Consider the following 14,809-nt stretch of genomic DNA (forward strand, 5'->3'; position numbering starts at 1 on the left):
GTTGTTGTTGTTATCCGGTCTCCCCGAGCGTGCCCGTCGTTCGTTTTTCGTCCTTCGTCTTTCGTTCGTTACGGTCGGGCGGGATCGAAGACGATCCCGTCGAATTCGAGCGACAGCGTGCCGCTGCGCAGCAGCGCGGCCGGGGTCGCGGTGCGCTCGGCGCCGAGCACGTCGCCCACGTAGTTCGCGCAGAACCCGCGGTGCGCGAGCAGGCTGAAACGGCTGCCGAGCAGCGCGTCGATCCGCTGTTCGGCGAGCGCGTGCACGTTGCGTTGCGCGTCGGCGGTCGGTGCCGCGACGCGGCGCGCCAGCGCGACGCGTCCGCCGTCGGCGCGGGCGATGAAGCGCGACAGCGGCGTGAGCTTCGTCCGCGCAAACGCGGGCTCGGCGACCAACGGTTCGTCGCCCGACGTATCGACGACGATGCAGAAGCGATCGGCCCACGCGCCTGCGTTGCCCGCCGCGTCGCGCAACGCGCCGCCCGGGATGCGGATGAACACGAGATCCCCGACGTGCGCGCCGGCGGCCAGCGTGCGCACCGTGGCGAGCGGCAGCGTGCGGTCCGTGTCGCGGGCGTCGCGCGGCGCGGTGGGATGCGGTTCGAAGGCGGTGGTGTCGGTTCGGGTGCTCATCGCGGCTCCGTCGGGGAGTGACAGGACGGAGCGGATTATGCAGACAAGTATCCAAAAATGCTTGTATGGATGCTCGAGTAGCCTAATATCCGACCGTGAGCGCCATTTTTCGATACCAACATGACCGAGACCGCCCAACTCATCGAAACGCTGAAGCGCCAGCTGAAGGCGCAGGGAATGACCTATCGCGACGTCGCGCGCGCGCTCGACGTGTCCGAGACGAGCGTGAAGCGGCTGTTCGCGAGCGGCCGCTTCACGCTGGAGCGCGTCGCGGAGATCGCGCAACTGCTTGGCTATACGCTCGCCGAACTCGTGCAGGAGGCGTCGGCATCCGCGCCGCGGTTGCGCGTGCTGACCGAGCAGCAGGAGGCGCTGCTCGTGTCGGACGAGAAACTGCTGCTCGTCGCCGTTTGCGCGGTCAACTACTGGACCGTGCAGGACATCGTGTCGGCCTATTGCCTGACCCAGGCCGAGTGCGTGAAATACCTGCTGATGCTCGACCGGATGAACGTGATCGCGCTGCTGCCGGGCGACCGGATTCGCGTGCGCGTCGCCCGCGATTTCGACTGGCTGCCGGGCGGCCCGATCCGCCGTTATTTCCATGCGCACGTGCTCGACGACTTTCTCGGTAGCCGTTTCGACGGCCCGGGCGAGACGATGACGTTCTCGCAAGGGATGCTGACCGACGCGGCCGCCGCGGAACTCGAGCAGGAACTGCGGCGGCTCAGCAGCAAGGCGGCGGCGCTGCATGCGGAGTCGTCGTCCGCGCCGCTCGGGCAGAAGCGCGGCACGGGCCTGCTGATCGCCAAGCGGATCTGGGAGCCGACCGGATTCCACGCGCTGCGGCGCCATGCGTGACGCCGCGCCGAATGCTTGGGCCTTTCCGGAAAGTTATGCAAAATGGCACAACGTCATCACTTGCATAACCGCCCGTTATGAATAACCGTATCGCCGACGGCCGCGTCAAATTCCGGCACCTGCAGTGTTTTCTCGCGGTCGCGCAGCTGGGCGGCGTGCAGAAGGCGGCCGAAAGCCTGTCGATCACGCAGCCGGCCGTATCGAAGACGATCGCCGAACTGGAGTCGATCCTCGGCGTGAAGCTGTTCGAGCGCGGGCGGCACGGCGCGCAGCCGACCCGCGAGGCGCAGCTGTTCCTCCCGCATGCGAACGCGTGCGTGTTGGCGCTGCGGCAGGGTGTCGGGCTGCTCGCGCGCGAGGGCGGAGCGGCCGCGGCGACGCTCGAGATCGGCATGCTGCCGACCGTTGCGGCCTCGCTCGCACCGGCGCTGATGAAGGCGCTGGCCGCACGCTGGCCGCGCATCGTCGTGCGGATCGCGACGGCCGCGAACGCCGAGTTGCTGGAGCGGCTGAAGGCGGGCGCGATCGAATGCGCGATCGGGCGCCTGTCGGAGCCGGAGCGAATGATCGGGCTCGCGTTCGAGCAGTTGTACAACGAGCCGCTCGTCGCGGTCGTGCGCGCGGGCCATCCGTTGCTGGCCAGCGCCGCACCGGCCGCCGAACTCGCGCGCTATCCGGTCGTGTTGCCGCCGTTCGGCACGCTGATCCGCCAGTCGGCCGAGCAACTGCTCGGCGCCTGCGGCGCGCCGCCGCTGGATTCGTTCATCGAGGTGCTGTCGGTGTCGGTCGCACGCGCACTCACGCTCGAGAACGACGCGGTCTGGTTCGTGCCGCTCTATGCGGCCGAATACGACCTGTCGGCCGGTGCGCTCGCGCGCCTGCCGCTGCCGTCCGCGGGCACCGACGAGCCGGTCGGGCTCGTGCTGCGCACCGATGCGCAACCGACGCCCGTCGCGCGGACGCTGATCGACGCCGTGCGCGAAATCGCACGGGCGCGGTTCGGCGATGCGCGAGCGCATCGCGCGCCGCGCGGCGTACGCAAGCCGGCTCGCCGCGAACGTTGAGACGCCGCGCAGGGCCGGGCCACGTGGCGCTCGGCTGCCGTTCCTTCACCCTCATTCGTTAGCCGTTCGGTCAGTAGCGGATCTCGTCGTGCTTGGCATATCGTATCGTTTTTGATACGCTTGATGGCACGACGATGGCGAGACAGCAGATTCAGATCACGCTCGGCGTGCGGTTCTTCCGCACGGCGCGTGGCAACGAGCCGGTGCGCGAATGGCTCAAGGCGCTTGGGCAGATCGAGCGCCGGATGATCGGCGAAGAGATCAAGACCGTTCGACTAGGCTGGCCGCTCGGCATGCCGCTGGCCGGAAGATGTCGAAGGATCTGTGGGAAATCCGCGTGATGTTGCCGAGGCGAAGCGCGCGCGTGCTGTTCACGGTCGTCGGCGACACGATGGTGCTGCTGCACGCGTTCTTCAAGCAGTCGCAGGCTACGCCGTCCGACGACCTCGACGTGACCGTCGCGCGGCTGAAAGCGCTCACGCACGCCATCTGAATTTCCCGGTTGCGCCGGCACGTGCGATCGCCGCTGTGCCGCCCGGCAACGCCATGCATTGGAGTATCCATGACAACCACGAACAATCCGCATATCGGCAGCGATTTCGATACCTTCCTCGAGGAGGACGGCCATCTCGAAGCGGCCACCGCCACCGCGATCAAGCGCGTGATCGCGTGGCAGATCGGGCAGGAGATGAAGGCGCAGCACATCACGAAAACCGCGATGGCCGCACGGATGAAGACCAGCCGCGCCGCGCTGAACCGGCTGCTCGACGAAACCGACACGAGCCTCACGCTGGCGACGCTCGCGAGCGCGGCCACCGCGCTCGGCAAGCGGCTCAGCTTCGAGCTGGTGCCGGCCTGACGGGCATGACGAAACGGTGCGCGGCCGGTTCGCGGTGGGCCGGCGCATCGCGGCGAACGAGCGCAGGTTCGTCCGCTCGCGGGCATCGGCACACGATCATGTGCGCGGCCCAGCCATCCACAGATACAGCAACGCACCGCCCGCGAGCAGCAGCGGGCACAAGATATACCATCCCGTCGTCAGAAACAGCCCGGCGACGGCGACCAGCGAAATCCACGCGCAGCGGTACGCGATGCCGCCACGCGGCAGCAATTTCAGCGCCGCGGCCGCGCCGAGCCCGTACACCATCACGAAGCAACCGGACGTGACGAGCACGAGTGGTTTAGGCCCGACGTCCGAGATCGTCGTTGCCGCGAGCGCAACGGCCGCCAGCCCGGCGATCACGCCGAGACTGCGGCGCGGCACGCCGCCGACCTGGCTGCCTTGCGCGAGCCACGCGGGCAGCGCGCCGTCGCGCCCGAGCGCCGCGCCGAGTTTGGCCGCACCCGCGAAATAGGCGTTCATCGTGCCGAGCGTGAGCAGCACCGCGGCCGCGGCCGCCAGCACCTGCGCATGACCGCCGATGCCGCCCGCGATCAGTTCCGCGAGCGGCGCACCCGATGCGCCGGCCGACGGCCCGAGCACCGTCACGCTCGCGGCCGCGACCGACAGATACAGGAACCCGACGACCACGACCGCGATGGCGGCCGAGCGCGGCATGTCGTGCGCGGGCCGGCGGAATTCGGCGGCGAGGTGCGTGATGGCTTCCCAGCCCGCGAAGCTCCACACGAGCAGCGCCGCAGCCTGGCCGACCGCCAGCCAGCCGTGCGGCGCGAACGGATGCAGGTTCGCGGTGCGCGCATGCGGCGCGGACGCGAGCACGGCAGCCAGCAGCAGCGTGACGAGCAGCGCCGACAACACGAGCTGCATGCGGCCCGACACCGTCACGCCGAACGCATTCGCGGCCGACACCGTGGCGATCAATGCGGCGGCCGTGACGATGACCGTGGCATGCCCGCCGCCGGTGACGGCCGCGACATACGCGCCGCCGAACATCGCGGCGGCCGGCGCGCCGGCCGGCACCGCGAAATAGAAACACCAGCCGACGATCGCCGCGGCCTTCGGCCCGAATGCGCGTCGCGCGTAGGTCGATACGCCGCCCGCGTCCGGATAGCGCGCACCGAGCGCGGCGAAGGTGGCCGCGAGCGGCCCCGACAGCACGACGAGCGCGGCCCAGGCGAGCAGCGATGCCGGGCCCGCGACCTCGGCGGCGAGCGCGGGCAACGCAATGACGCCAGTGCCGAGCACCGCGCCGATATACAGCGCGGCACCCTGGAAAATCGTCAGCGAGCCCGCGTGATGAACGGCGGGCGAATCGGCATGCGAAGGCATGAAAGGCAGTCTCCGGGAGGCTTGTTCTGGGTGCGGTCGTTCGCGCGGTGAATCGTGGGATGCTACCCGAACGGGCGCGGCGATGCGGCGCGGCGTTCAGTAGTCCGCGACGTGCCGCATGTCAGCCGATGTCAGTAGCGGCGGGCGAGACGCAGGCGCGCGTCCCCGCGCGCGGCAGGCGGCAGCTCGGGCGCATAGTGGAACGCGCCCGACACGAGCGACGCGACGGGCACGCCGTCGCGGAACAGCACGCGATTGCCGGCCAGCGCGGGCACCTTGTCGCCGGGCAGCAGCGTGCCGGCAAGGTTCAGCGGGTCGGCGCCCGTCACGCACACATACTGGCCGTCGCCCGGTTGGCGACGCAGTTCGCGCAGGATCGGAATCGCCTCCGGCAGCGCGAACTGCTCGCCCGCGAGCCCGGCAACGAAGCGTCCGCCGCGAATCTCGCCGCGCGCTTCGAGCCGCTGCAGCACGCGCACGAGTTCGCGCCAGCTCGGCAGCCAGTCGGCTTCGCGTTCGAGCAGCCGCCAGAACACGACACCGTAGCGGCGCAGCAGCGTCCAGACGATGTGTTCGAGCGCGTCGGGATCGGTCGCGGGCGCACCGCGCTTCGGTGCCGGGGTTGGCGCGTCGTTCGGTGGTGAAACGCGTTGCACGAGCGCCCAGCGGCCCGCATCGTCCATCCCGCCGATCAGTGCGCCGCCGCGCCGCGTGCGCGGCGCATACGTCGCGCTGCGCTTGACCGCCGGCTTCAGCAATGCACGCAGTCCGGCGAAGCTGTCCGCATTCACGAGGCCGGCCGACACGAGTTCGCCGAGTGCCTGTTCGAGTTCGACGGGCAGCATGTGCAGTTCGTCGAGCAGTGCATCGAAGAACATCGCGCCATGTGCGGCGAGCGCGTCTCGCACCTGCGTCGCGCGCGCGGACAGCGCCGGTTGCGCGTCCGGGTCGCGCAGCGCCTGCCATGCGCCGAGGTGGCGGCGGGGCAGCAGCACGACCGGCGTTGTCTTCACGGGCGTGCCGGCCGCGCGGGCCGGTGCGCCGATTCGGGTCCACACGAGCTTGCCCGCGCGGCACAGCTCGTCGAGGCCGCCGGCCGTATAGTCGGTCAGCCGTGCGGGCAGGAGTGCGTCTTCCCATGCGCTCGCCGCGGCTTCGTAGCCTTCGAGCTGCTCGACGACGGCCGCGAGCGCGTCGCGGCCCGTTCCGCGCGTATCGGGCGTCAGGCGCTGCCAGTGGAACAGGAAGCGCATGAAATCGGCGCGCTCGACGGGCTCGATCTCGCGGCGCAGCCGTTTCACCGTATAGCGATGAATGCGCGCGAGCAGGTGGCGTTCGCACCATTCGTCGGTCGTTGCCCCGGGCGTGAAGCGGCCGCGCATCACGTAGCCTTCGCGCTCCAGTGCGGCGAGCGCCGTCGCGATCGTCGCGGGCGGCAGGCCGAGCGGCTGTGCGATGGCGTCGAGCGTCAGCGGCCCGAATCCGGTGAGCCGCGCGCGAATCACGTCGACGAGCGCGGCGTCGGCGTCCCATGGCTGCGCGCACGTGGCGGGCACCTTCAGCGCGGGTGCAACACGTGCGGCGGGATGCAGCGCGCGGATGCAGACCAGCCGTTCGACCGGCACCCACAGCGCGACGCCATCCGGTGTGACGAGTTTCGTCGCGCGACGGCGTTCGGCCAATTCCGCGAGCCGCTCGGGCCAGCCGTCGTGCGCCTGCGCTTCGCTGTCGGCGACGCATGCGAGCGTGAGCAGCGCGTCGTGCATTTCGTCGGCATCGCGCACGAGCGGCCACGCTTCGTCGCGCACCGCATCGATCGCGTCGGCGTCGAGCGCGCCGAGATCGTCGGCCGACTCGGGGTCGCTCCAGCGGCGCGACTGCACGGCCTGCGTGCGGCGCTCTTCGAGCGGCGCATCGTCGAGGAATGCATAGGGCTTCGCGTTCAGGATCTCGGCCGCGAGCGGCGACGGCGCGGGCAGGTCGCGCGCGATCAGTTCGATCGCGCCGCTCTCGATCCGGCGCAGCAGCGCGAGCCAGCCGTCGGTATCCATCGCGTCGTGCAGGCAATCGTCGAGCGTCTGGTCGACGAGCGGGTGGTGCGGGATCTCGCGTTCGCCGACGATATTCTCGAGGCACGCGACCTGTTCGGGAAACACGGTCGCGAGCAGGTCGTCGCTCTTCATCCGCTGCAGTTGCGGCGCAGTGCGCCGGCCGCCGGTGAAGCGCGGCAGCGCGAGCGAGGTCGTCGCGTTCCAGCGCCAGCGCACGCCGAACATCGGCGCGTCGAGCAGCGCCTGGACCAGCACGTGTTCGGCGCTGGCCGAGCGCAGGTAGCGCCACACTTCGTCGAGCGCGAAGCTGTGCGCGAGCGACAGCGAAAGCACGATCGCGTCGTCGGTCGCGGCAGCCTGCAGCTCGAAGTCGAACGTGCGGCAAAAGCGCTTGCGCAGCGCGAGTCCCCAGGCGCGGTTGATGCGGCTGCCGAACGGCGAATGGATCACCAGCTGCGTGCCGCCCGACTCGTCGAAGAAGCGCTCCATCACGAGCGTGTCCTGTGTCGGCAGCGCGCCGAGCGCCGCGCGCGTGCGTGCGAGGTAGTCGACGATCTGGCGGGCCGCGTCGGGAGACAGATGCAGATCGTCGGCGAGCCAGCGCAGCGCCGGCGCGAGGCGGCTTTCGGCCGGGACGATCGCGGTGCCGTCGGCATCGCTTCGCGAATCGGTTACGACTGGGGCTTCGGCGGCTCGTTTGGCTTTGCCGCGCGTGGCCGTCTTGCCGGCTGCATCGCCGTTCGCGCCGCTCGCACCGCGCTTTCGCCCACCGGCATCCGTGTTTCGATCGCCTTCGGCGAACAGCCCGTCGAGTCGCGCGCGCAGCCGGCCGACCGCGGCCGACAGTTCGTCGCTGCGCCCGGGCGCCTCGCCGAGCCAGAACGGAATGCTCGGCGACTGGCCTTGTGCATCCTCGACGCGCACGCGGCCCGTTTCCACGCGAATGATCCGGTACGACTGGTTGCCGAGCTGGAACACGTCGCCGGCCAGGCTCTCGACCGCGAAATCCTCGTTGACGGTGCCGACCTGGATGCCCTGCGGTTCGAGCAATACCGCGTAGTCGGCCATGTCGGGAATCGTGCCGCCCGACGTCGTCGCGGTCATCATCGCGTTGCGGCGTCCGCGCACCGTGCCGCCGACCACGTCGCGATGCAGATACGCGCCGCGCACGCCGCGGCGGCTCGTGAAGCCTTCGGCGAGCATCTTCATGACCTCGTCGAAGCGCTCGCGTGACAGGCGCGCGTACGGCGCCGCGCGCGTAAAGCTCGCGTACAGCGCATCCTCCTGCCATTCCGCGCAGGCGACTTCGGCGACGATCTGCTGCGCGAGCACGTCGAGCGGCGCCTCGGGAATCCGCAATGCGTCGAGCTCGCCGCGTTGCACGCAGTCGAGCAGCGCCGCGCATTCGACCAGTTCGTCGCGCGACAACGGGAACAGGCGGCCCTTCGGCACGCCGCCGACATGGTGCCCGGAGCGGCCGACGCGCTGCAGGAACGGTGCGATCCCGCGCGGCGAACCGATCTGGCACACGAGATCGACGTCGCCGATGTCGATGCCGAGTTCGAGCGACGCGGTCGCGACGAGCAGCTTCAGCTCGCCGCGCTTGAGCCGCTGTTCCGCGTCGAAGCGATGTTCCTTCGCGAGACTGCCGTGGTGCGCGGCGATCGCTTCCTTGCCGAGGCGCTCGGCGAGATGGCGCGCCATGCGCTCCGCGGTGCGCCGCGTGTTCACGAACACGAGCGTCGTGCGATGCGCGGCCGCGAGCGCGGCGATGCGGTCGTACACCTGTTCCCACACGTCGGTCGCCATCACCGGTTCGAGCGGCACGTTCGGCAGTTCGAGCGCGAGGTCGCGTTCACGCGTATGACCGGTGTCGACGATCGTGCAGTCGCGCGGCGCATCGGCCGGGCCGCCGACCAGGAAGCGCGCGACCGCGTCGATCGGTTTCTGCGTGGCCGATAATCCGATGCGCGGCAACGCGCGGCCCGTCAACGCATCGAGGCGTTCGAGCGACAGCGCGAGATGGCTGCCGCGCTTGGACGACGCGAGCGCGTGGATCTCGTCGACGATCACCGAACGCACGCTCGACAGCATCTGCCGTCCCGACGTCGACGACAGCAGCACGTACAGCGACTCGGGCGTCGTCACGAGGATGTGCGGCGCGCGTTTGCGCAGCGCCGCGCGTTCGGCCTGCGGGGTGTCGCCGGTGCGCACGGCGGTGCGGATCGCGGGCACCGGCAGACCGAGCTGCGCGAGCGATTCGGCGATACCGGCGAGCGGCGCGTCGAGGTTCACGTGGATGTCGTTCGACAGCGCCTTCAGCGGCGACACGTAGACGACGAGCGTCGCGTCGGGCAGTGCGCCGTCGTGCGCGAGCGCATCGCGCACGAGATCGTCGAGCGCGCACAGGAACGCGGTGAGCGTCTTGCCGGAGCCGGTCGGCGCGGCCACGAGCGTCGAGCGGCCGGCCTTGATGTGCGGCCACGCGAGCGCCTGCACGCCGGTCGGGGCGGCGAACGTGCGGCGGAACCATGCGGCGACGGCCGGGTGGAACACGTCGAGCGCGTGGGCGGGGCGGGTGGCGGTGACGTCCATCGGAGCGGTGAAATAGGGTGCGAGCGCACGGGCGGCCGCGCGCGAATCGTCAGTGTGCCAGACGTCGCCTATGCGCGCCGGGCAACGCGGGCAGGGAGAATGCGCGCGCCTCGAAGAGGCAGATGAGGCGCGGTGCCGGCGTTTCAATAGGCGTGCGTGCGCAACGCCACCCGTTCGGTCACGGGTGCCGGATCAGCGAGCGGGAGCGCTTGCGTTCGGCGTGCGCGGGGTGGGTGCGCGGCCCAGTCCGTGATTACACGCGATGCAGCCAGCCGAGCCAGTGTTCGAGGAACGGTGCGCGCGTCCACAGCGACTGCGCGAGCCACAGCGTGCCGCCCCATGCGGCGGCCACGATGATCAGGTCGCAGTGCCCGCTGTTCCACAGATTCAGCGAGTGGCGCCGCCAGATCCACGGCACGCCGAGCGGATTCGGCCAGTCCGCGAGCAGGTGCATCACGCCGCCGCATGCGAAGCCGAACAGCGGCGCGGCCCACAGCGGATGCGGATGATGCGTGAGCCCGTGCCAGCCGAGCGCGAGCAGCGCGATCCAGCCGATGCCCCAGTGGGTGACGGTGCGGTGCGTGATCCACAGGCGGCGTTTGCGGGTCCACCATGCGACTTCGAGCCAGTCGGGCGCGGTGCCGCCCGCGACGCCGGCCGCGAACGCGGCGAGCAGGCCAGTGTGCCAGGGGCCGGTCGCGCCGGTTTGCGCGACGAGGACGGCGGCGGCGACGCCGGCCGCGAAGCCGGACGCGTGATGCGCATTGTGTGATGCCATAGGGAACGAGACGAAGAAACGTGAAGCGGCGTGCGAGCGAAAGCGATGACGCAGCGCGAAAGCGGGGCGCTATCTTCTCAGATCGGCCCGCACAGCGGGTGGTTCGGGCGCCGTTTTTTTGCATGTACGGCGTGACGGCGAGGTGGTTTGCAACTTTCGGTTTTGTGCATTGCACGAGGACCGGCGGCGCAGGCAATTTCGACCGATGCGCGTGCCCGTTTCTACCGGGTGAGCGACCGGCCGCCCACAATTTGCACGCGTTGGTCGCGCGTCGCGTGTTCGACCCTTTTTGTCCCCCTATACTACGAAGCCGCAGGTGTCCGCCGGCGAGCCAGCGGATACGCGCGGATCGGGCGCCTTTCCCGCCTGAAAGAAGATCCACATGGGGGACATGCAATGACTACGCTGAATCGCTTCAAAACATCCGCCGTCGTGCTCGCGACGGTGGCCGGCGTCGGTTTCCTGCCGAACGCGCCTGCCTATGCGAAGGGTCCGCAGCCGGCGGTCCTGACGAGTTCGGCGGTCGCGGTGGCCGACAAGTACAGCGCGGATGCCGCGGAGCGGATCTTCAAGGAAGGCGGCAACGCGATCGACGCGGCTGTCGCGATCGCGTTCACGCTTGCCGTCACGTATCCGGAGGCCGGCAACATCGGCGGCGGCGGCTTCATGACGATCTACAAGGACGGCAAGCCGTACTTCATCGACTACCGCGAGCGCGCGCCGCTCGCCGCGACGAAGGACATGTACCTCGACAAGGAGGGCAACGTCGTCAAGGGCATGAGCCTGTACGGCCCGCGCGCGGCCGGCGTGCCGGGCACGGTCGCGGGCATGTGGGAAGCGCAGAAGCGCTTCGGCAAGCTGAAGTGGAAGCAGGTGCTCGCGCCGGCGATCCACTATGCGCGCGACGGCTTCTTGGTCGACGAGCAACTGGCGCAGCGCGGCGTCGACGCGTCGAAGGAGTTCGGCGGCAAGACCAACTTCGACAAGTACTTCTCCGGGTTGAAGGCGGGCACGAACTTCAAACAGCCCGATCTCGCCGACGTGCTCACGCGGATCGCGAACGGCGGCGCGGAAGGTTTCTACAAGGGCAAGACGGCCGAGCTGATCGCGGCTTCGATGAAGACCGGCGACGGCAACGGGCTGATCACGACCGAGGATCTCGCGCAATACCGCGCGGTGTGGCGCCAGCCGGTGCAGGCGAAGTGGAACGGCTATGACGTGATCACCGCGCCGCCTCCGAGTTCGGGCGGCATCGGCCTCGTGCAGTTGCTGAAGATGAAGGCCGATCTCAAGAAGGACTTCGACGGCGTAACGCTCAACTCGCCGCAGTACATCCACCTGGTCGCGGAAATCGAGAAACGCGTGTTCGCCGACCGCGCGCAATACCTCGGCGATCCCGATTTCTACAAGGTGCCGATCGCGCAGCTCACCGCCGACTCGTACATCGCGAAGCGTGCGGCCGAGGTCAATCCGAAGGAGCCGTCGGACACGAAGAGCGTGCAGCCGGGGCTCGGCACGTCGATGCCGGAGAAGGCCGAAACGACGCACTTCTCGGTCGTCGACAAGTGGGGCAACGCGGTATCGAACACTTACACGATCAACGGCTATTTCGGTTCGGGCGTGATCGCCGACGGCACCGGCATCGTGCTGAACGACGAGATGGACGACTTCTCCGCGAAGCCGGGCGTCGCGAACATGTTCGGCGTGGTCGGCAGCGATGCGAACGCGATCGAGCCGAAGAAGCGTCCGCTGTCGTCGATGTCGCCGACGATCATGACGAAGGACGGCAAGGTATCGCTCGTGATCGGCACGCCGGGCGGCTCGCGGATCTTCACGTCGATCTTCCAGGTGATCAACAACATCTACGACTTCAAGATGCCGTTGAAGGAGGCGGTCGGGGCGATGCGTTTCCACCACCAGCTGCTGCCGCCGAACACGATCTTCTGGGAGCCGTACCATCCGATCGAAGGCGAGCTCGCGAAGCAGATCGAGGCGCGCGGCTACACGCTGAAGGGGCAGGACTTCAGCGGCGACATCCAGGTGATCAAGATCGACGGCAAGACGCCGGAGGCGATGGCCGATCCGCGCGGGCGCGGCGTCACGCGGATCATTCACTGACGGCGCAGGCCGTGGGCGCGACCGTCGTGACGGTCGTGCCCGCGGCAATCGATGCCGGGCCGGTGCCCGGCATTTTTCATGGTGCGGCGGTTTCGCGGGCGCACGACGCTCGTTCGAGGATACGGATCGCGTGGGGGGCGGCGCGTGTCGTCTGACGCGCGACGCCAGCCGGTCGCCCCTGCCGGTCGCCCCTGCGGGTCGCTCCCTGCGGGTCGCCCCCAGCGGGTCGCCCCCAGCGGGTCGCCCCCAGCGGGTCGCCCCCTTTTTCATCAATTTGACGCGCGACGCTGAGATAATGGTGGAGTATGGCTGCGTCAATTGAAGGAAGGAGGCCCCATGGACGATAACGATACCCGCACCGAGACCGACGACCTCACCGATATGGCATCGGGCGAGTCGCGCCGGCACCATTTCGAGGAAGACCTCGTCGATGCGTACGACGAAGAACTCGAAATGGAGCTTGACGACCGCCGTTTCGATAACGGCGAGGATCTGCTGTTCTCGCCGGAGCGCCGCGAAGCGCGCAAGCAGTATTTCCGCGAGCTGTTCCGGCTGCAGGGCGAGCTCGTGAAGCTGCAGGACTGGGTCGTGAGCACGGGGCACCGCCTCGTCGTGATTTTCGAGGGGCGCGACGCGGCAGGCAAGGGCGGCGCGATCAAGCGCATCACGCAGCGCCTGAACCCGCGCGTGTGCCGCGTGGCGGCGCTGCCCGCGCCGAACAACCGCGAGCGCACGCAATGGTATTTCCAGCGCTATGTCGCGCATCTGCCGGCCGGCGGCGAAATCGTGCTGTTCGATCGCAGCTGGTACAACCGCGCGGGCGTCGAGCGCGTGATGAATTTCTGTACCGATGATGAGTACGAGGAGTTTTTCCGTTCCGTACCCGAATTCGAGAAGATGCTGGTGCGTAGCGGGATCCAGATCGTCAAGTACTGGTTCTCGATCACCGATCACGAGCAGGAAGTGCGCTTCCAGAGCCGGATCGCGGATCCGCTGAAGCAGTGGAAGCTGAGCCCGATGGATCTGGAAAGCCGCCGCCGCTGGGAAGCCTATACGGCCGCCAAGGAAGAAATGCTGCAGCGCACGCATATCCCCGACGCGCCGTGGTGGGTCGTGCAGGCGGTCGACAAGAAGCGCGCGCGCCTGAACTGCATCAGCCATCTGCTGACCCAGGTGCCGTATCACGAGGTGCCGCGCCCGACGATCGATCTGCCGCAGCGCGAGCATCACGAGGACTACATTCGGCGTCCGGTGCCGGACAGCATGATCGTCCCGGACGTTTATTGAGCGGTTCAGCTCGGCTGGATCGAGCGCCGGGTCGCGCCGTGCAACCCGGCGCGCGTTATTCCCGGATCAGGAACGCGGCACGGTCGCGGCCGGCGATCCAGGCGGGCGCGCGACCGCGTCCGCTCCACGTGGCGCCCGTCGCCGGATCACGATATTTCGCGCCGATCGTGAACAGCTTCGCGCGATCGCTGTAGCCCTGCCCGAAGATTTCCCGCGCGGTCAGCGCGTAGTCCTTCACGAGCTGGCGCGCCTGCGTCAGTGCCGCATCGCGTTCGCGGCGACGTGCCATCTGGATGCGTCGATCGAGTTCCGCGAGCTGGGCTTGCAGTTCTTGCAGTTGCATGCGTCCGATATCCCCTGGCTGAATTCTGATTGTCGGCGACGCGCGATGTGCGGCGTGCCCCATGCCCGGCCAGCCGTTTGCGAAACGCCGTACCGGGAATGCAGGGAGATTAAATTTCGGTGCGCGGTTTTTCTATGGGACTTATCTGAATTTTCGCCGGGATCGTGGTGATTCCGGGAACCGAGGCCGCGCGGCCGGCAACGCGTCACAGGTCAGGGAAGCCCGAGCGCCCCTGCGTCAGGTCGAACAGCTCGATTTTCGCCGCCGCTTCGGCCTTTTCCGGCAGCTTGATCACGAGCTTCACCGTCATCCCGTACGCACTGTCCGCCAGTTCATAACCCGCCTGCTCGATCCAGCGGCGCACGCGCGCTTCGTCCGGATAGCCGATTTCGATCGCGAACCGCGTGTGGCGAATGCGTTCGACGCGCTCGGCGTCGAGCAGCGCGGAGGCGATCGCATCCGTATAGGCGCGCACCAGGCCGCCCGCGCCGAGCTTTACACCGCCGTAATAACGAACGACCGCGCCGAGCACGCCGTCGAGATCGTGATGACGCAGCACTTCGAGGATCGGCCGGCCGGCGGTGCCCGAGGGCTCGCCGTCGTCCGACATGCCGGACTGGCCGCCCGCGAGCAGCGCCCAGCAGACGTGGGTGGCCGCCGGGTGCGCATCACGCAGGCGCTGCAGCGCCTGCATCGCGGCGTCGCGGTCGTCGACGGGGATCGCGTGTGCGATGAAGCGGCTCTTGCGGATTTCGAGCTCGCGGGTGTATTCGGTGGCGAGCGAATAACTCATTGAACGGGAGGGAAAAGGAGATTCGGAATCGAGCACATTATGAGCCATTCGGGTGCAGGA

The 14,809-nt window shown here is 68.7% G+C and carries 11 protein-coding genes and 1 pseudogene; 6 read left to right on the plus strand and 6 right to left on the minus strand.

What is annotated here, in order from left to right; translation table 11 throughout:
* Positions 1 to 68: 68 nt before the first annotated feature.
* The gene (locus LMA02_RS21555; RefSeq protein WP_228909724.1) at positions 69 to 632 is read right to left on the minus strand and encodes a YiiX/YebB-like N1pC/P60 family cysteine hydrolase; all 564 of its coding nucleotides are present in this window, start codon (positions 630 to 632) and stop codon (positions 69 to 71) included.
* 120 nt (positions 633 to 752) lie between these two features.
* On the opposite strand from LMA02_RS21555, the gene LMA02_RS21560 reads away from it, so the two are divergent.
* The 4 genes and pseudogenes from LMA02_RS21560 (at position 753) to LMA02_RS21575 (ending at position 3,413) form a co-directional block, all read left to right on the plus strand.
* The gene (locus LMA02_RS21560) at positions 753 to 1,490 is read left to right on the plus strand and encodes a helix-turn-helix domain-containing protein (protein ID WP_124497961.1); all 738 of its coding nucleotides are present in this window, start codon (positions 753 to 755) and stop codon (positions 1,488 to 1,490) included.
* A gap of 77 nt (positions 1,491 to 1,567) precedes the next feature.
* On the plus strand, positions 1,568 to 2,554 hold the full coding sequence (gene pcaQ / locus LMA02_RS21565) for a pca operon transcription factor PcaQ (protein WP_228909725.1): 987 nt from the start codon (positions 1,568 to 1,570) through the stop codon (positions 2,552 to 2,554).
* Between the two features lie 134 nt (positions 2,555 to 2,688).
* Positions 2,689 to 3,047 (plus strand): annotated as a pseudogene (locus LMA02_RS21570) (type II toxin-antitoxin system RelE/ParE family toxin).
* A 69-nt stretch (positions 3,048 to 3,116) separates the two neighbouring features.
* A complete protein-coding gene (locus LMA02_RS21575) occupies positions 3,117 to 3,413 on the plus strand; it encodes an XRE family transcriptional regulator (RefSeq protein ID WP_006758577.1) in 297 nt (98 codons plus the stop codon).
* 96 nt (positions 3,414 to 3,509) lie between these two features.
* Here LMA02_RS21575 and LMA02_RS21580 read toward each other — a convergent pair whose 3' ends face one another.
* The 3 genes from LMA02_RS21580 to LMA02_RS21590 all read right to left on the minus strand — a co-directional run bounded on the left by LMA02_RS21580 (position 3,510) and on the right by LMA02_RS21590 (position 10,208).
* The gene (locus tag LMA02_RS21580) at positions 3,510 to 4,784 is read right to left on the minus strand and encodes an APC family permease (RefSeq protein WP_228909726.1); all 1,275 of its coding nucleotides are present in this window, start codon (positions 4,782 to 4,784) and stop codon (positions 3,510 to 3,512) included.
* 131 nt (positions 4,785 to 4,915) lie between these two features.
* The gene (locus tag LMA02_RS21585) at positions 4,916 to 9,430 is read right to left on the minus strand and encodes a DEAD/DEAH box helicase (RefSeq protein ID WP_228909727.1); all 4,515 of its coding nucleotides are present in this window, start codon (positions 9,428 to 9,430) and stop codon (positions 4,916 to 4,918) included.
* A 253-nt stretch (positions 9,431 to 9,683) separates the two neighbouring features.
* Positions 9,684 to 10,208: a metal-dependent hydrolase gene (locus LMA02_RS21590; RefSeq protein WP_006758580.1), complete on the minus strand. Its 525-nt coding sequence runs from the start codon at positions 10,206 to 10,208 to the stop codon at positions 9,684 to 9,686.
* 396 nt (positions 10,209 to 10,604) lie between these two features.
* Here LMA02_RS21590 and ggt point away from each other — a divergent pair, with 396 nt between their 5' ends.
* Together ggt and ppk2 are read left to right on the plus strand one after the other, a co-directional pair.
* Positions 10,605 to 12,326 carry a gamma-glutamyltransferase gene (ggt, locus tag LMA02_RS21595; RefSeq protein WP_228909728.1) on the plus strand — a complete coding sequence of 574 codons (1,722 nt, stop codon included), beginning with the start codon at positions 10,605 to 10,607 and terminating at the stop codon, positions 12,324 to 12,326.
* A 336-nt stretch (positions 12,327 to 12,662) separates the two neighbouring features.
* A complete protein-coding gene (gene ppk2, locus LMA02_RS21600) occupies positions 12,663 to 13,613 on the plus strand; it encodes a polyphosphate kinase 2 (RefSeq protein ID WP_228909729.1) in 951 nt (316 codons plus the stop codon).
* Between the two features lie 55 nt (positions 13,614 to 13,668).
* On the opposite strand, the gene LMA02_RS21605 is transcribed toward ppk2, so the two are convergent.
* Together LMA02_RS21605 and LMA02_RS21610 are read right to left on the minus strand one after the other, a co-directional pair.
* The gene (locus LMA02_RS21605) at positions 13,669 to 13,956 is read right to left on the minus strand and encodes an H-NS family nucleoid-associated regulatory protein (protein WP_228909730.1); all 288 of its coding nucleotides are present in this window, start codon (positions 13,954 to 13,956) and stop codon (positions 13,669 to 13,671) included.
* A 205-nt stretch (positions 13,957 to 14,161) separates the two neighbouring features.
* Positions 14,162 to 14,749 carry an IMPACT family protein gene (locus LMA02_RS21610; protein ID WP_228909731.1) on the minus strand — a complete coding sequence of 196 codons (588 nt, stop codon included), beginning with the start codon at positions 14,747 to 14,749 and terminating at the stop codon, positions 14,162 to 14,164.
* Positions 14,750 to 14,809: the final 60 nt, after the last annotated feature.

This window comes from Burkholderia sp. B21-005 (assembly GCF_020843965.1).
GTDB lineage: Bacteria > Pseudomonadota > Gammaproteobacteria > Burkholderiales > Burkholderiaceae > Burkholderia > Burkholderia ambifaria.